The sequence below is a fragment of the Streptomyces sp. JL2001 genome (genome assembly GCF_050917515.1).
GTDB lineage: Bacteria > Actinomycetota > Actinomycetes > Streptomycetales > Streptomycetaceae > Streptomyces.
Genome location: NZ_CP169421.1, coordinates 7,334,970 through 7,354,301, shown reverse-complemented (window position 1 = coordinate 7,354,301; position 19,332 = coordinate 7,334,970). Strand labels below are relative to the sequence as shown.

The 19,332-nt window shown below is 74.0% G+C and carries 22 protein-coding genes; 9 read left to right on the top strand and 13 right to left on the bottom strand.

The window, feature by feature from the left end; genetic code table 11:
• The first annotated feature begins 26 nt into the window (after nt 1–26).
• From ACE1OA_RS32915 to ACE1OA_RS32905, 3 genes are all read left to right on the top strand, one after another.
• The gene (locus tag ACE1OA_RS32915) at nt 27–1,826 is read left to right on the top strand and encodes an ATP-binding SpoIIE family protein phosphatase (protein WP_432753846.1); all 1,800 of its coding nucleotides are present in this window, start codon (nt 27–29) and stop codon (nt 1,824–1,826) included.
• A gap of 716 nt (nt 1,827–2,542) precedes the next feature.
• On the top strand, nt 2,543–3,124 hold the full coding sequence (locus tag ACE1OA_RS32910) for a carbonic anhydrase (protein WP_356778414.1): 582 nt from the start codon (nt 2,543–2,545) through the stop codon (nt 3,122–3,124).
• Nucleotides 3,121–4,596 carry a SulP family inorganic anion transporter gene (locus ACE1OA_RS32905; RefSeq protein WP_384874797.1) on the top strand — a complete coding sequence of 492 codons (1,476 nt, stop codon included), beginning with the start codon at nt 3,121–3,123 and terminating at the stop codon, nt 4,594–4,596. The genes ACE1OA_RS32910 and ACE1OA_RS32905 overlap by 4 nt, the downstream gene beginning before the upstream one ends.
• A gap of 157 nt (nt 4,597–4,753) precedes the next feature.
• Here ACE1OA_RS32905 and ACE1OA_RS32900 read toward each other — a convergent pair whose 3' ends face one another.
• From ACE1OA_RS32900 to ACE1OA_RS32865, 8 genes are all read right to left on the bottom strand, one after another.
• Nucleotides 4,754–5,320, bottom strand: coding sequence for a hypothetical protein (locus ACE1OA_RS32900; protein WP_432753845.1), 567 nt, complete (start codon nt 5,318–5,320; stop codon nt 4,754–4,756).
• Nucleotides 5,321–5,450: 130 nt separating this feature from the next.
• Entirely contained in the window at nt 5,451–6,254 is an 804-nt protein-coding gene (locus ACE1OA_RS32895; RefSeq protein ID WP_384875188.1) for an SGNH/GDSL hydrolase family protein, read from the bottom strand.
• Between the two features lie 229 nt (nt 6,255–6,483).
• Entirely contained in the window at nt 6,484–7,200 is a 717-nt protein-coding gene (locus ACE1OA_RS32890) for a DUF6215 domain-containing protein (RefSeq protein WP_356778422.1), read from the bottom strand.
• Nucleotides 7,201–7,291: 91 nt separating this feature from the next.
• Nucleotides 7,292–8,617, bottom strand: a complete 1,326-nt coding sequence (locus ACE1OA_RS32885; protein ID WP_384875185.1) for a hypothetical protein — start codon at nt 8,615–8,617, stop codon at nt 7,292–7,294.
• A 195-nt stretch (nt 8,618–8,812) separates the two neighbouring features.
• Entirely contained in the window at nt 8,813–9,274 is a 462-nt protein-coding gene (locus tag ACE1OA_RS32880) for a hypothetical protein (RefSeq protein ID WP_356601574.1), read from the bottom strand.
• A gap of 172 nt (nt 9,275–9,446) precedes the next feature.
• Nucleotides 9,447–9,800, bottom strand: a complete 354-nt coding sequence (locus tag ACE1OA_RS32875; RefSeq protein ID WP_356601575.1) for a PRC-barrel domain-containing protein — start codon at nt 9,798–9,800, stop codon at nt 9,447–9,449.
• Nucleotides 9,801–9,814: 14 nt separating this feature from the next.
• Nucleotides 9,815–10,285 carry a DUF3618 domain-containing protein gene (locus ACE1OA_RS32870; RefSeq protein WP_432753844.1) on the bottom strand — a complete coding sequence of 157 codons (471 nt, stop codon included), beginning with the start codon at nt 10,283–10,285 and terminating at the stop codon, nt 9,815–9,817.
• Nucleotides 10,282–10,698, bottom strand: a complete 417-nt coding sequence (locus ACE1OA_RS32865) for a phage holin family protein (RefSeq protein WP_384875180.1) — start codon at nt 10,696–10,698, stop codon at nt 10,282–10,284. The genes ACE1OA_RS32870 and ACE1OA_RS32865 overlap by 4 nt, the downstream gene beginning before the upstream one ends.
• Before the next feature lie 295 nt (nt 10,699–10,993).
• Here ACE1OA_RS32865 and ACE1OA_RS32860 point away from each other — a divergent pair, with 295 nt between their 5' ends.
• On the top strand, nt 10,994–11,191 hold the full coding sequence (locus ACE1OA_RS32860; protein ID WP_356601578.1) for a hypothetical protein: 198 nt from the start codon (nt 10,994–10,996) through the stop codon (nt 11,189–11,191).
• Between the two features lie 77 nt (nt 11,192–11,268).
• Nucleotides 11,269–11,811 carry a TspO/MBR family protein gene (locus ACE1OA_RS32855; protein WP_384875175.1) on the top strand — a complete coding sequence of 181 codons (543 nt, stop codon included), beginning with the start codon at nt 11,269–11,271 and terminating at the stop codon, nt 11,809–11,811.
• Between the two features lie 52 nt (nt 11,812–11,863).
• Here ACE1OA_RS32855 and ACE1OA_RS32850 read toward each other — a convergent pair whose 3' ends face one another.
• Complete coding sequence (locus ACE1OA_RS32850) at nt 11,864–12,409, bottom strand: DM13 domain-containing protein (RefSeq protein WP_386542252.1); 546 nt, start codon at nt 12,407–12,409, stop codon at nt 11,864–11,866.
• 143 nt (nt 12,410–12,552) lie between these two features.
• Here ACE1OA_RS32850 and ACE1OA_RS32845 point away from each other — a divergent pair, with 143 nt between their 5' ends.
• Nucleotides 12,553–13,617 (top strand): NAD-dependent epimerase/dehydratase family protein, encoded by a 1,065-nt coding sequence (locus ACE1OA_RS32845; RefSeq protein WP_356778430.1) that lies wholly within the window; start codon nt 12,553–12,555, stop codon nt 13,615–13,617.
• A gap of 55 nt (nt 13,618–13,672) precedes the next feature.
• Here the strand turns inward: ACE1OA_RS32845 and ACE1OA_RS32840 are convergent, their stop codons facing one another.
• Together ACE1OA_RS32840 and ACE1OA_RS32835 are read right to left on the bottom strand one after the other, a co-directional pair.
• Complete coding sequence (locus ACE1OA_RS32840) at nt 13,673–14,779, bottom strand: sensor histidine kinase (RefSeq protein WP_356601581.1); 1,107 nt, start codon at nt 14,777–14,779, stop codon at nt 13,673–13,675.
• Nucleotides 14,776–15,531, bottom strand: coding sequence for a response regulator transcription factor (locus tag ACE1OA_RS32835; protein WP_432753843.1), 756 nt, complete (start codon nt 15,529–15,531; stop codon nt 14,776–14,778). Before ACE1OA_RS32835 ends, ACE1OA_RS32840 begins: the two co-directional genes overlap by 4 nt.
• A gap of 134 nt (nt 15,532–15,665) precedes the next feature.
• Here ACE1OA_RS32835 and ACE1OA_RS32830 point away from each other — a divergent pair, with 134 nt between their 5' ends.
• From ACE1OA_RS32830 to ACE1OA_RS32820, 3 genes are read left to right on the top strand one after another with little or no spacing between them, the layout of a single operon-like run.
• Entirely contained in the window at nt 15,666–16,340 is a 675-nt protein-coding gene (locus ACE1OA_RS32830; protein ID WP_432754120.1) for a glycosyltransferase family 2 protein, read from the top strand.
• The gene (locus ACE1OA_RS32825; RefSeq protein WP_384875164.1) at nt 16,337–16,969 is read left to right on the top strand and encodes a TIGR04282 family arsenosugar biosynthesis glycosyltransferase; all 633 of its coding nucleotides are present in this window, start codon (nt 16,337–16,339) and stop codon (nt 16,967–16,969) included. The genes ACE1OA_RS32830 and ACE1OA_RS32825 overlap by 4 nt, the downstream gene beginning before the upstream one ends.
• Nucleotides 16,969–17,625 (top strand): class I SAM-dependent methyltransferase, encoded by a 657-nt coding sequence (locus ACE1OA_RS32820; protein ID WP_356778436.1) that lies wholly within the window; start codon nt 16,969–16,971, stop codon nt 17,623–17,625. Before ACE1OA_RS32825 ends, ACE1OA_RS32820 begins: the two co-directional genes overlap by 1 nt.
• 14 nt (nt 17,626–17,639) lie before the next feature.
• On the opposite strand, the gene ACE1OA_RS32815 is transcribed toward ACE1OA_RS32820, so the two are convergent.
• Nucleotides 17,640–18,062, bottom strand: a complete 423-nt coding sequence (locus tag ACE1OA_RS32815) for a hypothetical protein (protein WP_432753842.1) — start codon at nt 18,060–18,062, stop codon at nt 17,640–17,642.
• Complete coding sequence (locus tag ACE1OA_RS32810) at nt 18,059–19,225, bottom strand: molybdopterin-dependent oxidoreductase (RefSeq protein WP_384875159.1); 1,167 nt, start codon at nt 19,223–19,225, stop codon at nt 18,059–18,061. Before ACE1OA_RS32810 ends, ACE1OA_RS32815 begins: the two co-directional genes overlap by 4 nt.
• Nucleotides 19,226–19,332 lie beyond the last annotated feature (107 nt).

Below are 19,332 nucleotides of genomic sequence, written 5' to 3'. Positions count from 1 at the left end.
TCGGACCGTGGCGGGAGGCCGAAACAGTGAACGGCGGCAGCCGCAAACGGCGCCTGACCAGCCGGGGCTCGGCGGGGAGCCGCGCGTCGGCCGACCGCTCGGGCAGAGCGAGCCCGCGCTTCCGCCGCAGCAGGGGGCATCAGCCGCCGGACCGGTTCACCACCCGCGGTCAGCTCGCCTGGCTGAACTCCGCCACGTCCCGGATCGGCACCACACTGGATCTGGAGCGCACCGCGCGGGAACTGGCCGAGTTCACCGTGCCCCGCTTCGCGGACGGGGCCGCGGTCGACATCCTGGAGAGCGTCCTGCGCGGGGACGAGGGCGCCCGCTGGACCGGTTCGGGCGTTCCCGCCCTGCGGGCCACGGCCCTGTGCGCCATCGAGGAGCTCTCCTCGCTGGAGCCGACACCGGTCGGAGAGACGTTCGTCCACGCCGAGAAGCAGCACGAGACATTGCTGCACCGGTACTGCCTGCGGCAGGGCAAGCCGGTCCTGCTGAGCCGGATGAGGGACCACGACTTCGCCCGGGTCGCGCCGACGGCGAGCGCGGCGGCGAAGATGCGCGCCGCCGGCGTGCACAGCTACCTCGCCGTGCCCCTGATCGCCCGCGGGCTGCTCCTCGGCAGCGCCGACTTCGTGCGCGCCGCCGGAACGCCGCCGTTCTCCTCGACGGACCTGGCGCTGGCGGAACAACTCGCCTCCAAGGCCGCGGTCTTCATCGACAACGCCCGGCTGTACGGGCGCGAGCGCGAGCACGTCGTCTCCCTGCAGCGCAGTCTGCTGCCGCGGGCGACTCCGCTGACGCCGGGCCTGGAGGTGTACGCCGAGTACGCGCCGGCCACCGCCCACCACGGTGTGGGCGGCGACTGGTACGACGTGATGGCCCTGCCCGGCGGGCGCACGGCCCTCGTGGTCGGCGACGTGATGGGGCACGGGCTGCCCGCCGCGGCCACCATGGGGCGCCTGCGGACCGTGGCGCGGACCCTGATGACCCTGGACATGGCCCCGGAGCGGGTGCTGGCGCGGCTGGACCTGGCGACCCGTGACCTGGAGGACGAGCAGGTCGCCACGTGTCTCTGCGCGGTCTACGATCCGGCCGACTCCACCTACACGCTGGCCAGCGCCGGACATCTGCCGCCGCTGCTGGTCGACGGGCCGGGCTCGGCCGACTTCGTGGAGGTGCCGATCGGCGCGCCGCTGGGGGCCGGGGTGATCCCGTACGACCCGCTGCGGGTGCGGGTCCCCGACGGCAGTCATCTGGTCATGTACACGGATGGGCTCATCAAGTCCCGGACCGAGGACCTGGACACCCAGCTGGAGCGGTTGCGGACGGCGGCCCTCGGACTCGCGCCCGGCGCGCTGGAGGCGGGCGGCCTGCTGGAGCGCGCGCCGGCGGGCGCGGCCCGGTTCGACGAGGCGGTGCTCCTCGTCACGGAGGGCGCCCCGGCCCCGTCAGGCGACCTGCGGGTGTGGGAGCTGCCGAAGGACGGACGCGCCGCCTCCGTCGCCCGCGGCCTCGTCACCGACCAGCTCGCGACGTGGGGGCTCGCGGAGCTCGCCGACGTCTGCGAGCTCGTCGTATCCGAACTCGTGGGCAACGCCCTGCGCTACGGGAACGGTCCGGGCGAGCTGCGGCTGATGCGGGGCGAGCGCCTGATCGTGGAGGTCTCCGACACGGGACCCGACCTGCCCCAGATCCAGCACGCGGAACTCAGCGACGAGGGCGGCCGGGGTCTTCAGCTCATCAACATGCTGTGCCGCAGGTGGGGTTCGTGCCGCACCGTCACCGGCAAGGTCGTCTGGGCGGAGCAGAACCTGCCGTCCTGAGCGCCGGGTGCCCGCGGTCCGCGGCAGGGCGGACATGCGGCCCCGGCGGCGACGCGCCCGGCCCGTCCGTCGTTCCCGGATCTCCCGCCCGCCGACGCGACGGCGCGAAAGGAGCTTTCGCGCCGAAGCGCGAAAGAACGTCTGTGCGGATATCACCGGACCGTCACGTCCGATATCCCTTCCGCCTATTCCGCGGGCCGCATTCCGTCGGCGCGATTCACTCGTACGGGATTCGCCGGAAAGAAGCATCCAGGACAACGCCGCACATTTTCAGCCGACTTGAATGTATTCCCGCACGCCCCGCGATGATGACGCCGACTCACCGCCCACACCCCGGCGCCACCGCCTCGACCAGCGGGGACACCTCCGCGCGGGGCGAGCACGCCCGATGCGGGCGGCCACCGCGCCAGCGAAGCATCGGCGCCCCTCCCTTCGCCGGGAACTCCAGAGCGAGCGCATCGCGTCAGATTCCTGCCACGTTTCAGTCACTCGCCACGACTGAAACTCCGCGTTCACTTTCCCTCAGGCAAAGCAAGGTAAAGTCGCGCTTGACCGGCTGTTGACCACCCCTTGACGACCCTTTAGTTCGACGGGCGCCCGCGACCGCCCCCTCTGCCCGGAGCTCCCGGTCCGCCCCCGGCGGACCCGCCTCCGGCACTCCCCCACACCTCTCGCACGTCCGGCGCGCCACGTGGCGCGCCAGGAGGAGTCACGACATGCAGCCCCTCATCGCCCACGCCCGATCCTTCGGACAGCGCCCCGAGGAGTTCGGCAGGCTGGCCGAAGGCCAGTCCCCCCAGGTCCTGTTCATCACGTGCTCCGACTCGCGCGTCGTCCCGGCGCTGATCACGGGAGCCCGCCCCGGCGAACTCTTCGAACTGCGCACCGCCGGCAACATCGTGCCGCCGTACGGTTCCGGAGGCCCCAACAGCGAGGCGGCCACCATCGAGTACGCGCTGGAGGTCCTCGGCGTCCGGGACGTCGTGGTCTGCGGCCACTCGCACTGCGGCGCCGTCGGAGCCCTCGTCCGGGGCGACGACCTCTCGTCCGTACCGGCCGTACGGGACTGGCTCGCGCACGCCGCCGACGCACCCGCCACCCCGGACTCCGCCGACCCCGCCGTCGCGGCGGCCGTGCAGCACCACGTCCTCGCCCAGGTACTGCGTCTGCGGTCGTACCCGTGCGTGGAGCGGCGGCTGCGCGGCGGGCGACTGCGCCTGCACGCCTGGTACTACGAGGTCCACACCGGTTCCGTGCTCGAGCACCGCCCGGCGAGCGACACCTTCGAGGCCCTGTGAGCGCGTCCGCGAGCACTCGGCCCGCGTTCCCCCATCTTCGGCAGGACCTCGCCGCCTCGCTCGTCGTGTTCCTGGTCGCCCTCCCGCTCTGCCTGGGGGTCGCCGTCGCGTCCGGCGTGCCGGCCGAACTCGGCCTGGTCACCGGCATCGTGGGCGGCCTCGTCGTCGGGCTCCTCCCCGGCAGCAGCCTCCAGGTGTCCGGGCCGGCGGCCGGGCTGACCGTCCTCGTCTTCGAAGCCGTCCGTCACCACGGTCTCAGCACGCTCGGCGTGATCGTCCTCGTCGCCGGGCTCCTCCAGATCGCGATGGGGGCGCTCCGGCTCGGGCGCTGGTTCCGCGCGATCTCGCTCTCGGTCGTCGAGGGCATGCTCGCCGGCATCGGTCTGATGATCATCGCCGGCCAGCTCTACGCGGCGGCCGGGGCGGCCGCGCCCGTCTCCGGACCGGGCAAGCTCGCCGGACTGCCGGGCGCCGCCGCCCACGCCCTGACCGACCCCGCCGCCCTGGTCTCCACGGCGATAAGCGTCGGCACCATCCTGGTGATCGTCCTGTGGCGGCGGATGCCGCCGAAGGCGCGGATGGTCCCGGGCGCGCTCGGCGCGGTGCTGCTGGCCGCCCTGGTCACCTTCCTGCTCGACCTGCCCGTGGCGACCGTCGAGGTGACGGGGCTCCTCGGAGCCGTCCGGGTCCCCGGGCTCGACGCCTTCGGCGACCTGGCGACCCTCTCCGTGATCGGCACGGTGCTGGCCTTCACCCTGATCGCCTCCGCGGAGAGCCTCTTCAGCGCCGCCGCGGTCGACCGGCTCCACGACGGCCCCCGCACCCGGTACGACCAGGAGCTGATGGCGCAGGGCGCCGGCAACACCGTGTCCGGCCTGCTGGGCGCGCTGCCCCTGACCGCCGTCATCGTGCGCAGTTCCGCCAACGTCCAGGCGGGCGCCCGGACCAGGGCGTCCCGGGTGCTCCACGGGGTCTGGCTGCTGCTGTTCGCGGCGCTGCTCCCGGCCACGCTGGAGCTGATCCCGCTGCCCGCCCTCGCCGGTGTCCTCATCCACGCCGGCTGGAAGCTCATCCCCGTCCGGCAGACCCTCGACCTCTGGCGCGGCCACCGGGGCGAGGCGTTCATCCTGGTCGCCACCGCCGTGTCGATCGTGCTGGTGAACATGTTCGAGGGCGTCCTGATCGGCCTGGCCCTGTCCGTCGTCAAGACGGCCTGGGACGCCTCGCAGTTGAAGATGGAGGTGACGGACAAGGGAGCAGGACCGGTCCGGGTGTACCTGTCGGGGAACGCCACGTTCCTGCGGCTGCCGAAGATACTCGACAGCCTGGAGGCGCTCCCGCAGGACCGCCCGGTCGAACTGGACCTCGCCGGACTCCACCACCTGGACCACGCCTGCCGTACCGCCCTGGAGACGTGGGCGGGCAGCCACAGCTCGGCGGGGACGGAACCGGTGAAGGTCACCATTCCCTGAGGCTGCGGGCCTTCTGCCGAGCGGGGCACGGATGCTGGAGGTGACCGGCGCCACCGCCCCACTCCCGGCCGTTCCGGGGCGGCGGCGCCGATCGCCGTGACGGCCGTCCGCCCGGGAAGGAGCTCGGGCGGACGGCCGTCGCGGGGCGGGAGCGGGGTCAGCAGCCGCCGCAGTTGTAGAACGTCACGTCCCAGTGGTTGCCCTCGTCGGCGTAGACGTTTCCGGCGCCCGACTTCCACTGCGGGGCGCCGTCGCCGCGGACCCCGATGTAGGTGAAGGTGTTCTTGACGTAGTTGGTGACGCAGGTGGCCTTGCCGAAGTCGAGCTTGTAGCCGTTCCAGTGCGAGTACGTGCCCGACGCGTGGCCGGTCTCGGTGCCGCCGGTGATGTTCAGGGCGCAGCCGCTGGCGCTCTTGAGGGTCTGGGCGCCCTGGGCGGTGGCGAGGTTGAGCTGCTCGAAGGACGTGCAGGTGGGGTTGTTGCGGTCGGAGCAGCCGCCGGACGAGGACCAGGTGATTCCGGAGCTGCGGAACATCGACGTCGCCGTGGCATGGCTGATCTTGGTGACCGCGTGGGCGTCCGTGGCGCCGCCGAGGACGCCGACTCCGGGCGCGAAGAGCACGCCGAGGACGAGGGCCAGGGCGGTGAGGACGGCGCGGACGCGGCTGCCGGCCGGGCGACCGGGGTGCGCGGGGGAGACGTCCGGGGTCTGGGGGGACTTCATGAGGTGGTTCCTCCTGGGAGACGGTGTGGCTGACGGGGTGACAGGGATGCGGTGCGGCAGGTCCGCACCCCGGGGTCTACACGCGTTGATTCGCGACAAGAGTGATCCCCGGGGAGGGTTCGGGTGCATTTCAGGCCGCGGAGCGGAAGGCCGGGAGGTAGCCGCCGGAATGGCCGGTGGCCGTGGGGTGGTAGCTGTTGGACACGGGCACGGTGACGCTGTGCAGCCAGGCGTCGCCCGAGCAGATCTCGTGGCCCGTGAACTCGTCGACCACGCTGGAGTAGGTGAATCCGGCGTTGGCGGCCTGCTTCGCGAGCATGCCGTTGAGGGCGTCGCCGCCCCGGTTGATGGCCGCTCGCTCGGTCTCGCTCAGGCCGGCGATGCAGCCGCCGTTGAGCTGGTAGAAGCGCGGGTATCCCAGCACGACGACGCGCGCCTGCGGGGCCCGGCCGCGGATGGCGCCGTACAGGGAGGTCAGGGCGGCGGGCAGGGTGTTGTTCACCTGTGCGACGGCGTTGTTCACCGCGTTGACGCAGGTCGCCTCGCTCTGCAGCACGCAGGTCTGCATGACGTCGGCGAAGCCGATGTCGTTGCCGCCGGCCGTGACGCTGACCAGGGTCGTGGAGCTGGTCAGCGGGGACAGCTGACTGTTCTTGACGGTGCTGGTGGTGGCTCCGGAGCAGGCGGTGAAGGAGAACGAGGCGGGGGCGTTGGCCGCCGCCCACAGGGATGGATAGGCCTTGCTGCTGCGCTGACAGTTGCCACTGTCGGACAGGTAGCTGCCGGCGCCCACTCCCGAGGAGTAGGAGTCGCCGAGGGCGACGTACCGCTCACCGGCCGTCGTGGCGGCGGAGGCCGGCTGGGCCAGACCGACGACGGCGGCGATCACGGCCAGCAAGGAAGGAGCGACCCACGCCCATCTAGACGTGTGCATGACAATTTACTCCTTGGGGGGATGTGGGGGCCAGGAGTTGTTGAAGCGTCACTCTTGTAGCAGTGATCGGCACCCGCGCGATAGACGCCTGAAACAGTTTGTTGCAGAACGCCTCGGCCGGGGCCGGACGCACATCCACGTCTGACAGGGCGTCACTTTCGTGGTGCGGTGACCGGACCGGGCCGTCGTCCCACGCCGCACCCGCCTCCTGGAGCCTCTCCCCCACCCGTCACCGTGCGGTCTGCCACCCCGGAAGTGCCGGCAGGACCTTCTCGGCGACGCGGCGCAGCGTCGCGTCGTCGGGAGTCGCCCCGTCGGTGCGCCACAGGGTCACGTCGTAGGAGCCGCCGCTGTCCCGGGCGTCCTGGGCCACCATCAGCGTGCGTGCCGGAACGCCGGGGCCGCTCCGCGCGTCGCTGCCGTCCAGCCGGAAGCTGATGCTGATCGTGCGGTCCGAGTACACCACCGCCGGACGACCCAGGATCTTCTGCTCCTGAGCGCCCCTCAGGTACTCGGCGGTGTCGGCCATGGGCGCCTTGTCATAGGAGGCCGTCAGGGTCACGGTGTAGGTCGGGAACTCGACCTCCGCCGACGGTGTGGCGACCTCCTCGTCCGAGCCGAACCGGTGCGACCCGTCGCTGCCGGTGACCGAGCTGGGTGCCTCCCCCGGCGTGCCCAGCAGCGCGGCGAGATCGGGGCGGAAGAGCGCCTCGCACAGCCGCTGCCCCGTGAGCTGCCGGGACGCCTTGCCCGGCTCGGGCGGAGTCGCTCCGGGCTTCCCGTCGTCCTCGCACGAGGGCGTGTACGGCTTGCTCCCCGCGGACTGGGACACCACCTCCCCGTACGCCCACAGACCCCCCGCCAGCACGGCGATCATCACCACCGCCGTCACCGCCTGCCCCCATGCGCCGGCGCCCTTCGGAAGCGCGTCGATGTCGTGTGCCATATCCCCCCACCTGCCGTGATCCCCCGATTCGTGCCCCGGGACATTAACCCGTGATCATCGGGGGGACAAGGAGGTTTCCCCCGCCCCGCGGTCAGCGGCGCCCGGCGCCGTCCGTGGACGCCGCGAGGACGCCGAGGACCGACAGGACGACCACGGCGCACAGGAGCACCAGGGCCACGACCGCGGGCGTGGGGTAGCTCCACAGGAGGAGGGTGAGGGCCCCCGCCGCGACGACGGTGCCCGCGGTCAGAGCGCGGTGCGTGCGCAGCCATTCACCGAAGCGGCCGGTGTCCCACCCGTTGCGGACCAGGGCGTGACCGGCGGCGCCGACGCCCCGGCCGGTGGCCGAGCGGACCGCACGGGCACCGCGGCCGGGCCCGTACAGATAGGCCGCCGATGTGGCGATCAGGGAGATCACGAGCACCGTCAGCGCCGCCTGCCGGAGGAACCTCACCAGCGTGTCGTAGACGGCCGCCGCGGCCTCCTGCGACTGCGCCACCGGGGCCACCGCGTCCAGGTAGCCCTGCCGCACCAGGGAGAGCCCGACGAGCAGCCCGCACATCATCACGCCGATGCCGATGCCCGCGCACATCACCGCCGTCCGGCGCGAAGGCGCGGCCCAGACACCGAGGCCGGTGATGACGACGACGGCCGCCGGGAGCCAGGGTCCGAGGACGCCGAGCCAGCGGGCGGCGTCCCGGGCCTCGTCGAGCCGTTCGCTCCGGAGCAGCACGATCGAGGTGTCGGCTCCCGGGATCGTGTCCGCGTCGACGAGCGTCGTGCCGACGAGCTGTTCCTGCATCTCCTCCACGACGACGCCGACGTTCAGCGTGAGCGCGTCGCCCTTGACCTCGATCGAGCCTCCGCCCTCCCCGGTGAGGACGCTCGTCGCGGCGGTGTGGGCACCGCGGTTGACGTTGTCCCAGGCCTCGGCGAAGGCGTCGCTGGTGACCACCTTCTTCACCACGTAGCGCACGGCGGTCGTGAGACCGCTCTTGAGCTGGTCGTCCAGGGATCTGGCCGCGTCGACGAGGAAGCGGGGCGCGTCGCGGTCGGCCAGGATGTCGGCGAGAGCGTCACTGACCTTGCGGACGTCGACGCGTGCGACGACGCCGTCGGTGACACGGTCGACGAGCACGTCCTGGACGGCGGGATCACGGGCCAGCGGCGCGACGGTCTGCTCGTAGCGCTCCACGTCGTTGATCTGCGAGCTCGCCCACGCCGCCACCACGCCGACGGGCGCCAGCAGCACGGCCAGGGCGAGGAGCACGGACGCCACGGAGATCCGCAGCCGGCGGTGCCGGAGGCCGGCGTGCCGCCGGAGGTGTTCGTACTCCGCCCGCTCCGATGCGTCCAGCGGGCGGTTCGGCTCCCGGGGCCCGGGGCCCCGCGGACCGGAGTCGGCGGGTGGGTCCATGAGACTCCCTCCGGGCGCGGTCCTCGGTGCGCCACGGCGCTGTGCCCCCGCGGTCGGGCGGCCGCCGAACCGGCGGCGCCTGTCTCCATGGTCGGCCATCGACACGCGGCCCGCAGGTCGCCCGGCGGACGCGGAGCCCGGCCGCGGACGCCGCGCGGCGCCCGTGGTCCCGGGCATCCGCGCGCGTGGGCCGGGTCAGCCCGCGGCCGGCGGTCCGGAGTCCGGCAGCGCGGTGTGGTCGGGGTGGCCTTTCGTGCGGCGCGCTTCCTTGAGCTCCGCCTCGTACAGGTGGTCGCGGCCGTCCGCCAGCTCACCGCGGACCCGGCGTTCGAGATCGCGGAACGGCTCGTAGTAGGTGCGGTCGTAGGCCTCGACGATCTGGTACGTCCAGTGGCCCGGGATGACGTTGCGGCCGAGGATCTCGCGGAGCACCTCGGCCGCCCACTGCCCGTGACCGGCCCGGCGCAACAGGTCCACCGCACGGTCCAGTTCCAGGTCGGCACTGCCGGTCAGCTGGTGGAAGGAGTACAGGTGGCCGCGCGCCCGCTCGGTGGTCTCCAGGGCCTTGCTCAACGCGCCCAGCGCCTCCACGGTCGTGTCGCTCACTCCAGGGGGCCGGGTGTGGTCCCGGTCGGGTGCGTCGTCGCTGTCGTTCATGGATGCCCTCTCCCCGGGCCCGCGGCGGCACACACCGACGGAGCGGCCGCACGGCCCGTCCGGGCGAACGACGGGCTCGCGCCGGCTTCGGCGCGGCGCACGCGGCCGACCGGACGCGCCACCCCCACCGGGGTACGGCACATCCGGTCGGCCGCCGATGCACGCCCGCCCGCTACATGTGCGGCTTGCCGTAGTACAGGCCGAACCGTTCCAGGTCCTCGGGATCGCCCGCCCACTTGTCCTCGTCGTAGGCGGGGGCGCGTTCGATCTGGTCCTTGGTCCGGTCGAGGTGGACCTTCCGTTCGGCGCTGTCGATCCGCTCGACGGTGCCGGCCGGGAGGAGGACCTTCCGGCCGAAGATCCACACTCCGGTGTCGACCACCAGGTAGGAGGAGCCGACGTCCTCGGTGTGACGGTCGATCTTGCCGATGCTCCCGTCGACGGCCTCGACCTTGTAGCCGATGAGGTCGGTGCCCCGGCGGTGGCCGGTGCTCGGGTGGTAGCCCCAGATGTCGCCGTCACTCACGGCGTGACCTCCCTTCAGCGCTTCGTCGTCCCCCGCCACAGGACGAACGCCAGGGCGAGTGCGGCGGCCCCGCCGAGCACGAGGCCACGGTGCCGGTTCACCGCCGAGGCGGCCTCCGTCGTCTTCTCGCGCAGCGGCTCGGGCGTCTTGTCGCGGGCCGCCTCCAGCGCGTGCGTCGCCTTGTCCTGAGCGCGGTGACCGACCTCGGCCGCCCTGCCCTTGGCGTGCGCGGCCTTGTCCTGAGCGCGGTGGCCCACCTCGGCCGCCCTGTCCCTGGCAAGCGTCGCCTTGTCCTGAGCGCGGTGGCCCACCTCGGCCGCCTTCTCCCTGGCGGCCGTGGTCCTCTGCTGGACCTGGGCCTTGATGTCCGTCTTCGCGGCGAGGGCCTCGACGGTCTGTCCGAGCTCCTCGCGGGTCCCCACGACCTGTGCGCGGAGCTCCTCGGCCGTGGGAGTCTGCCGTCCGTTGCCGGTCTGGTCGGTCATCGGTGTGCACTCTCCTTGATCGTGGTGATGTCGGCCTTGACACTGTCGACAGTCTGTTCGGGGGTGACCGGGGAGGCCCGGCCGACCTGCTTCTTTCCGACGGCGGCGAGGACCCCGGCGAGCGCGAACAGCGCCACCGTGACGACCAGCGCGGACAGCCACAGGGGCCACACCAGGCCGAGGGCGATGACCGCGGTGGCCACGAGCGCCTGCGCCGCCAGCGCGGCCGACAGGCCGGCGCCGCCGAACAGCCCGCCGCCCCGCCCCAACCGCCGGCCCTTCTCCGTCATCTCCGCCCGGGCCAGCGCCAGTTCCTCGCGCATCAGTCTGGAGAACTGGTCGGACGCCTGCTTGACCAACTCCCCCACCGGCTCGTCCTGACGAGGGGGCGGCGGGCCCTGTGATCTGTCCATGCGCTGTTCCTCCCGAGGATTGCTGCGGGAACGTGCCGCCGGTACGCCGACGGCCCGGGCGACCGCCCCGCCCTTCGGCGGACACGGCATGGCCCGGCGGGCCGCGGGACCGGCGTACCGGCCTCCGCCACCGCGCCTACCCGCTCTCGCGCACCGCATGCGACCCCTCCATGGTCCCTCGGATCGCGCGGACGGGCAGGCGGCGATGTCACACGATCCTCACAAGGGGCGGTGATGACCCGGCACATCCCGGGCACCCGAACGGCATCCGGCTGTCCACCCCACGGAGGTCCCGGTGATCGCCTTCGCCCTGTTGCTGCCGCCCCTCCTCCTCGGGCTCGTCTTCGCGCTCGACCGCTACGAGGACTACATGAGGGCCACCACCCGCGCTCCCCGCCACGCGCGTCGTCTGCGCCTCGTGCCGGATCCCCCGCCGGCCCCGGCCCCGGAACCGCCGCTCGCCGCGGTGCCGCCGTCGGAGCGTGCGGCCTGAGCGGCGGAAGGGGATGTCCGGGGGCGCGTGCCGGGACCGGGAGCGCTGAGCCTCGGCGGAACGGGTACAGCTCCTGCATGTCCCCCTCCCCCGCCTCCCCCGCACCGGCCGACCGCCGGCCTCCCGCCTGGCCCTGGTACGTCGGCGCGGCCGCTGCGGTAACGGCCACCGCCGTCGCCGGCGGCCGCTTCGTCGACCCCGCCGGCACCTGGTACCGCGCCCTGCGCAAGCCGTCCTGGCAGCCGCCGCCCTGGGCCTTCGGCGCGGTCTGGACACCGCTGTACGGCTCCCTCGCCTGGGCCGGGGGCCGCGCGCTCGCCACGACCCGCGGCGGCGAACGCACACGGCTCCTCGGCAGCCTCGGCCTGAACCTCGTCCTGAACGCGGGCTGGAACGCCCTGTTCTTCGGACGCCGCAGCCCACGGGCCGGACTCGCAGGGACCGTGCTGCTCGATCTGAGCAACGCGGAGCTGCTGCTGCGCGTCTCGCGAGCGGATCGGCCGGCGGGCCGCGCCCTGCTCCCGTACGCGACCTGGTGCCTCTTCGCGACGGCCCTCAACGGCGCCCTGGTCCGCCTCAACCCGGGATCGGGCCACCCCGGCCCCCGTGCCGGTCGCTGAGGGCGCGGCCGTTCCCGCACCCCGCCGCTCCCGGCAGGCGCCGCCGGGCGCCTCAGGTCCGTACGAGGCTCGCGGCACCGAACGACACGTCGAAACGGTCGCACCAGATGCTGACGCTCGCGTACTCCTCCCAGTCGACGCCCGTGGGCAGCGGGTAGTTCTGGTCCCCCTTGTTCCCCTTGAGCTTGCCGAGGCTCACATGGCGGCCGTCGTCGAAGACGTGCCAGCCGGCCTTCCCCTCCCGCACCGGCGCGTCGCTCAACCACACCCGGACGTCCGGTCCGCTGCTCGTGTCGAGTCCCTCGACGCGGAGCACGGCCGTACCGTCCGCGAGGCGCACGATCCGCGCCGTGCCCGTCGTCGGGTGCTCGTGGCTGACGAAGGCGCCTCGGGCGACGGTGACGGGTTCGGCCGGCGGCGCGGGCGGAGGCGTGTCGGCGTGCGGGGGTGCCGTGGGCGCGGCCGCCGAGGGCGGCGCCTCGCGCACGGTCTCGTCCACCCACAGCGCCCAGGGCTCGAACCACACGAGCCCGGCGATCGCCGCCGGGACCAGCACCGCCGCCCCGCCCCGCCACCACGTCCTCCGCACGCGCCCCACGGCGCACCTCCTCGTCTCGCCGTCCGCTCCGACCATCCAAGACGAGCGGTGACCGCGGCGGGAGGTCCGGCCTGATGACGAAACCCTTACGTCCGCGGCGTGGACACCTCCGCGGCGGGCCGCCGGTCCGTAGCGTCCCGGACATGCGTGTACTCGTCACAGGAGGAGCCGGATTCATCGGCTCGCACATCGTCACGGCGCTGCGGGAGGCCGGGCACGAGCCGGTCGTCCTGGACGCCCTGCTGCCCAGCGCCCATCCCACCGCTCCGGAGCCGCCGGCCGCGGAGTTCCTGCACGCCGACGTCAGGGACGCGGCGCGCGTCCGCGCGGCCCTGCGCGGGGTCGACGCGGTGTGCCACCAGGCCGCCATGGTCGGCCTCGGCAAGGACTTCGCCGACGCCCCGGCGTACGTGGGCTGCAACGACCTGGGCACGGCCGTGCTGCTCGCGACGATGGCGGAGGCGGGGGTGCGCGAGCTCGTCCTCGCCGGGTCCATGGTCGTGTACGGGGAGGGCCGCTACACCTGCCGTCGACACGGCCCCGTCCGCGCGGAAGCGCGCCGCGCCGAGGATCTGGCGGCCGGCCGCTTCGAGCCCCGCTGTCCGGCCTGCGGCGCCGCGCTCGACCCGGGTCTGGTGGCCGAGGACGCGCCGGCCGACCCCCGGAACGTGTACGCCGCGACGAAGCTCGCCCAGGAGCACCTGGCGGCGGCCTGGGCGCGGGCCGTGGACGGGACCGCGGTCTGCCTGCGCTACCACAACGTCTACGGTCCGGGGATGCCCCGGGACACCCCGTACGCCGGGGTGGCCTCCTTCTTCCGCTCGGCCCTCGGCCGCGGCGAGGCGCCCCGGGTCTTCGAGGACGGCGGGCAGCGACGGGACTTCGTCCACGTGCGGGACGTCGCGGCGGCGGCCGTGCTGGCGGTGCAGGCGGCCGGTGCCCTGCCGTCCGGTGCCCTCACCACGTACAACACCGGCAGCGGGGAGCCGCACACGGTGGGCGAGATGGCTTCGGCCCTGGCACGGTCGTACGGCGGGCCGGAGCCGGTGGTGACGGGGGAGTTCCGGCTGGGCGACGTCCGGCACGTCACGGCCGACTCGGGCCGGCTGCGCCGGGAGCTGGGCTGGCGTCCCGCGGTCGGTTTCGCGGAGGGGGTGGCTGACTTCGCCCGGTCGGGGCAGCGGGCCTCCGCGGCGGTCCGGGGCTGACGCCGCCGTCGCCCGCGAGGTGCCCGGGCCCACGTCGTCCTGCCGCGCACCGTCCTCACGCCGTCGGCAGGGTCACCTCGAAGCGGCAGCCGCCGGGGACGTTGCGCACCTCGGCGCTGCCCGCGTGGGCCTCGACGATGCCGCGGACGATGGCCAGGCCGAGCCCGGCGCCGGCGGGCGGGGTGCGTGCCTCGGTGCCGCGCCAGCCGGTGTCGAAGACCCGGGGCAGATCCTCGTCGGGGATGCCGCCGCAGCCGTCGGTGACCGACAGGACGACGGCGTCCTCCCTGATCTCGGCCGCGACCGCCACCATCCCCTCGGCCGGGGTGTGACGGATCGCGTTGACGAGGAGGTTCGCCAGGACCCGGGTCATCTCCTTGCCGTCCACCTCCACGGGGACGGGCTCCACCCGCTCCCCCACCAGCCGCACGCCGTGCTCGCGGGCGAGCGGGTCGGCGCCGCTGAGGGCGTCGCCGACCAGGTCGTACACGCAGACGCGGCTCAGGCTGAGTCCCAGCGTGCCGGCGTGGATGCGGGACAGTTCGAAGAGGTCGGTGACCATGGTGGTGAGGCGTTCGACCTCGGTTCGTATCTGCCGGTGATAGCGGGCGGGGTCGGCGGCCATGCCGTCCTCCAGCGCCTCGGCCATCGCGCGAAGGCCCGCCAGCGGGGTGCGCAGGTCGTGGGAGATCCAGGCGACGAGTTCCCGCCGTGACGTCTCCAGCGCGCGTTCGCGCTCGCGGGAGGCATCGAGTCTGGCGCTGGTGGCGGCCAGTTCGCGGGTGAGCGCGGCGAGTTCGGCGGTGGCGACGCCGTCGGGCGCGGAGAAGCCGCCGCCGTCTCCGAAGTCCCGTGCGGCTCGGGCCAGGGCCCGGCTGCGGGCCACGACCCAGCGTCCCAGCACGAGGGCCGTGCCGAGGGAGACGAGCGCGGCCATCGCGACGACGACGGTGACCACCCACAGGTCGTGGGAGGACAGGAACATCGCCTGTGCGACGGCCAGCGTGCCGGCGAGCATCGCGGTGACCGTGACGGCGGCGACGACGGTCAGCGAGAGGGCGACGGAGCGGTGGCGCACGAGGCGCAGGACGACGGCACCGGCGACTCCGGCGCAGGCGGCGCCCGCGAGTGCGAACACCGCGATGAGCAGGACGTCCTTCACGCCGCATCCTCCTCGGAGTCGGCGCCCTTCTCGGGGTGGGCGGTCTCCTCGGCCTCGAAGCGGTAGCCGACGCCCCACACCGTGCGGATGTGCCGTGGCCGTGCCGGGTCGTCCTCGATCTTGGCGCGCAGGCGCCGCACATGGACGGTGACGGTGGACAGGTCGCCGAAGTCCCACCCCCACACACGGCGCATCAGCTCCTCCCGGGTGTGTGCCGTGGCCGGGTGTTCGAGGAAGTAGGCGAGCAGATCGAACTCCCTGAGCGTGAGCGCGAGTTCGGCGCCGTGCCGGGTGGCCCGGCGGGTGGTGGGGTCGACCGTGAGAGCGCCGGCGCACAGCACCGGGCGTGGTGACGCGTCCCTCGCCCGGGTGCGGCGCAGGACGGACGTGACGCGCAGGACGAGTTCCCGGGGGCTGAACGGCTTGGTGACGTAGTCGTCGGCACCGACCTCCAGGCCGGTGATCCGGTCCTCCTCGTCGCCGCGTGCGGTGAGCATGATCACCGGCACCGGCCCGGCGGCCCGCAGCCTTCGGCAGACCTCCAGCCCGTCCAGGCCGGGCAGCATGAGGTCGAGGACGACCAGGTCCGGGCGGCGGGACTCGGACCGCCGCAGCGCCTCGGGGCCGTCGGCCGCCCGGTCGACGGCGAATCCCGCCCCCTGGAGGTAGCCGGTGACCACCTCGGCCACCGTCGGGTCGTCGTCCACCACCAGGATCCGGGCGGTGCGGTCCGCGGCGCTGTGCTCGTTCATGCCGCACAGCGTCCCATCCGGGTGCCCGGGCGGCCACGGCCAGTCGGGCGTACGACGGTCGACGTCCGCGTTTCGTAAGGAGTTCCGCGGCCTCCGTGAGTCGCGTGATCCCTACGGTGAGACGCGTGATTCCCATGACCGTTGATGTCGTCCTTCCCTGCCTCGACGAGGCCGAGGCCCTGCCCTGGGTGCTGGCCCGCATCCCGTCCGGCTGGCGGCCGATCGTCGTCGACAACGGCTCCACCGACGGCTCGGCCGCACTCGCCGCCCGGCTCGGCGCCACCGTCGTGCGGGAGTCCCGGCGTGGCTTCGGTGCCGCCTGCCACGCCGGACTGCTCGCCTCCGACGCCGAGTTCGTCTGCTTCTGCGACTGCGACGCCTCGCTCGACCCGGGTCTGCTGCCCGGTCTCGTCGCCGGGGTGCGCGACGGATCCGCCGATCTCGTCCTGGGCCGCCGCCGCCCGGCAGCCCGCGGCGCCTGGCCGGCCCATGCCCGGGCGGGAAACGTGGCGCTGTCCCGGCTGCTGCGCCGCCGTACCGGGCTGCGACTGCGCGACCTCGGCCCGATGCGGGCGGCGCGGCGCGAGGCGCTCCTCGGCCTCGGCCTGTCGGACCGGCGCAGCGGCTACCCGCTGCAGATGGTGGTGCGGGCCTCGGACGCGGGCTGGCGGGTGCGTGAGGTCGACGTGCCCTATCTGCCCCGGGCGGGCCGGTCGAAGGTCACCGGCACGTGGAAGGGCACCTGGCAGGCGGTCCGCGACATGCGGCGGGTGCTGGACGAACCCGCGATGGTGGGTGAGCGCGCGTGACCGCGCTCCTCGTCATCGCGAAGCAGCCGCTGCCGGGCCGGGTGAAGACCCGGCTCACTCCCCCGTTCACGCCCCGGGAGGCGGCCGCGCTCGCCGAGGCGTCGCTCGCCGACACGCTCGCCGTCGCCGCGCGGGTCCCGGCCGCCCGGCGCGTCCTCGTGCTCGACGGGGAGCCGGGCGACTGGCTGCCGGCCGGTTTCGAGGTGGTCCCGCAGGTCGCGGGAGGGCTCGACGCCCGGCTGGCGGCCGCGTTCGCCGGCTGCTCCGGGCCCGCGCTGCTCATCGGCATGGACACTCCGCAGCTCACGCCCGGACTCCTCGCGCCCGCGTTGTGCTGGGACCGGCACGACGCCTGGTTCGGCCCGGCTGCGGACGGTGGCTTCTGGGCCCTCGGACTCGCCGTCCCCGACCCCGCCCTGCTGCGGGGCGTGCCGATGTCCCGGCCGGACACCGGCAGGGTCCAGTACGAGCGGCTGACCGCGGCGGGACTCCGCGTGGGCCGCCTGCCCGTCCTGCGGGACGTGGACACCGCCGACGACGCGCGACGGGTGGCCGCTTCGGCCCCGGGCGGCCGGTTCGCCGCCGTGCACAGGTCGTTGACGGCGACGCCGGCAGGGGCGGGCGCGTGATGACGACCGCCTGGCGCTCCGACCCGTACGCCGACGCCCTGCGCAGCGGCCGGGGGCCGCTGTTCCTGCGCCGGCCGGACGGCGGCCTGATCCCCTTGGAGGTCGAACGCTGGTGCGAGGCACCCGACCACGCCGACCGCTCCGTCCTGGGGCGGTGCCGGGGAGCCGTCCTCGACATCGGCTGCGGTCCCGGCCGGCTGGCCGCCGCGCTGGCGGCCCAGGGCCGGCCGGCCCTGGGCATCGACGTCAGTCCGGAGGCGGTCGCCCGCACCGTGCGGCTGGGCGGCACGGCCCTGTGCAGGTCCGTCTTCGACCCCCTTCCGGCCGAGGGCCGTTGGGACACGGCCCTGCTGATCGACGGGAACGTGGGGATCGGCGGTGATCCGGGAGCCCTGCTCCGCCGGCTGCGGCGCGTGGTCTCCGGGTCCGGCCTGCTCATCGCCGAGTGTGTGCCGACGGAGGTGGACGAGCGCTGCGAGGTGCGGGTCGACGACGGCCGCGGCGCCTGGGGAGAACCGTTTCCCTGGGCGCGCGCCGGCGCCCGCGCCCTCGCCGCGCACGCGGCCCGCGCGGGCTGGACCGTGACCGAGCACTGGACGCTGCGCGGTCGCTCCTTCCTGGCCCTGGGGGGTGTCCGGGCCACCGCCGAGGGGTGAGCGGCGACCGCCGGTCAGTCGTCGCTGCCGACACGCTCGCGACGTCGCGCCCGGCGGCGCCGTTCGAGGAGCAGCGCGCCGGCCGTCACGGCCACCGCCCCGAGGACGATCACGAGGTTCCGCCCGTACGGCAGCGGCAGCGCCGACGGGTTGGGCGGTGCTCCCGGGCGCAGCAGCAGCGGCAGCGTCACCAGCAGTACGCTTCCCGCGACGATCGAGGCGCCGCGGAGCAGACCCCGGTCACTGCGCCTCACGAGCAGGAGTCCGAGGGCGAGGAGCAGCGGGGCGAGGATCGCATCGTGCAGGACGACCGCGCCTGCCAGCCACACCAGCACTTCCGCCGGGGCAGGCTGGGCCGCGATCCGCCAGACGCCGATGCCGATCATCACCAGCCCGAGGCCGCCGGTCGCCCACCGGAGCGGGCTCACCGTGCTCACAGCACCTCCAGCCGGTGGACCCACTTGGTCTGCAGGACGCCGGGCCGGTCGGGAGCGATGATCCGCGCCGGGAAGCCGTGGTCGAGGGAGAGCGGCCGCCCGTCGAGGGTGAGCGCGAGGAGCGTGAGCGGATCGTCGACGTACTCCGCGCCCATCTCCATCACCCGGTAGGCACCGGCGACCTCGAGCGACGTGACCCGCAGGGCGGCGGCGCCGGGCCGGCCGCCGGCCAGCTCGACCAGGTCGCGGATCCGCACACCGCCCCAGCCGGCCTCGACGCTCCAGCCCTCGACGCAGGCGATCGGAAGCCGCACCCCCGTCCGGGGCATCGCCCGCAGCGTGTCGAGCGTGAGCGTGTACGGGCGGGGGCCGGTGACGTCGAGCCGCCACTCCCGCAGACGGGACGCCGACACCCCGGCCGCGGCGGCGGTCCGGTTCACCGGCAGCCCCTGGGGGCCGTGGTCGGGATGCCGCGGCGCGAGCAGATCGAGCGCCTTCAACGGGGTCAGGGCCTGGCCGACCGTGGTCACCGTCACCACGCCGACCGCCGCGCCCACCCCCAGCAGCAGCGAGCGCCGGTCGGCGGCGTCCTCGGCCGGCAGTGCGAGGGTCCCCGCCGAACCCCGGCGCCAATGAGCGCTGATCTCCGGTGCCTTGACGGCGACGTGCAGGAGGATCGAGCCGGCCGCGACCCAGGCGACGGCGAAGTGCACCGGGACGAAGGAGAACGGCCACGGGTACCACTCGACGATGTTGAGCAGGCCGGTGAGCACCTGGAAGACGGCGGCGGCCACCAGGACCGCGACGGAGAGGCGTTCCAGCGCGTGACGGAGGGAGCGGACCGGCGGCCAGGCGAACAGCCGGGGGTACACCGTCCACAGCTTGGCCAGGAGGAGCACGATCGCGGCGAGCCCGGTGGCGACGTGCAGCCCCTGGCTGAGCCGGTAGCCCCACACCGGCCGGGTGGGCAGGTCGTCGGCGAGCCAGGCCGGTGGGTGCTGGAGGTAATGGCTGACGAGACCGGTGACGAAGCAGACGGCGAACGCCGCGCCGAGCCAACGGCCGACGGCCGTCGCCGTGCGCGCGTCGTGCAGGGGGCCGGTGAAGGCGGGCGGCCGGAAGGGGGGCCGTGCGGATCGCGGTCCACGCGTACGGGAGGTCATGGCGTCCATGACATCGTCCCGCCCGCCCGAGCGGACGGTTCGACACCTTACGAAACCCGAACGCCCCGACGGGTCGCCCGTCGCGGCACGGCGACCGCTGCGAGGCT

What these genes read in the sequence shown, in the direction of transcription:
- ACE1OA_RS32890 (WP_356778422.1), bottom strand. Translation starts at nt 7,200, where the DNA reads ATGGCACACGACATCGACGCGCTTCCGAAGGGCGCCGGCGCATGGGGG.
- ACE1OA_RS32845 (WP_356778430.1), top strand. Translation starts at nt 12,553, where the DNA reads ATGCGTGTACTCGTCACAGGAGGAGCCGGATTCATCGGCTCGCACATC.
- ACE1OA_RS32835 (WP_432753843.1), bottom strand. Translation starts at nt 15,531, where the DNA reads ATGAACGAGCACAGCGCCGCGGACCGCACCGCCCGGATCCTGGTGGTG.
- ACE1OA_RS32910 (WP_356778414.1), top strand. Translation starts at nt 2,543, where the DNA reads ATGCAGCCCCTCATCGCCCACGCCCGATCCTTCGGACAGCGCCCCGAG.
- ACE1OA_RS32895 (WP_384875188.1), bottom strand. Translation starts at nt 6,254, where the DNA reads ATGCACACGTCTAGATGGGCGTGGGTCGCTCCTTCCTTGCTGGCCGTG.
- ACE1OA_RS32870 (WP_432753844.1), bottom strand. Translation starts at nt 10,285, where the DNA reads ATGACCGACCAGACCGGCAACGGACGGCAGACTCCCACGGCCGAGGAG.
- ACE1OA_RS32865 (WP_384875180.1), bottom strand. Translation starts at nt 10,698, where the DNA reads ATGGACAGATCACAGGGCCCGCCGCCCCCTCGTCAGGACGAGCCGGTG.
- ACE1OA_RS32810 (WP_384875159.1), bottom strand. Translation starts at nt 19,225, where the DNA reads ATGACCTCCCGTACGCGTGGACCGCGATCCGCACGGCCCCCCTTCCGG.
- ACE1OA_RS32885 (WP_384875185.1), bottom strand. Translation starts at nt 8,617, where the DNA reads ATGGACCCACCCGCCGACTCCGGTCCGCGGGGCCCCGGGCCCCGGGAG.
- ACE1OA_RS32900 (WP_432753845.1), bottom strand. Translation starts at nt 5,320, where the DNA reads ATGAAGTCCCCCCAGACCCCGGACGTCTCCCCCGCGCACCCCGGTCGC.
- ACE1OA_RS32855 (WP_384875175.1), top strand. Translation starts at nt 11,269, where the DNA reads ATGTCCCCCTCCCCCGCCTCCCCCGCACCGGCCGACCGCCGGCCTCCC.
- ACE1OA_RS32880 (WP_356601574.1), bottom strand. Translation starts at nt 9,274, where the DNA reads ATGAACGACAGCGACGACGCACCCGACCGGGACCACACCCGGCCCCCT.
- ACE1OA_RS32830 (WP_432754120.1), top strand. Translation starts at nt 15,666, where the DNA reads ATGACCGTTGATGTCGTCCTTCCCTGCCTCGACGAGGCCGAGGCCCTG.
- ACE1OA_RS32820 (WP_356778436.1), top strand. Translation starts at nt 16,969, where the DNA reads ATGACGACCGCCTGGCGCTCCGACCCGTACGCCGACGCCCTGCGCAGC.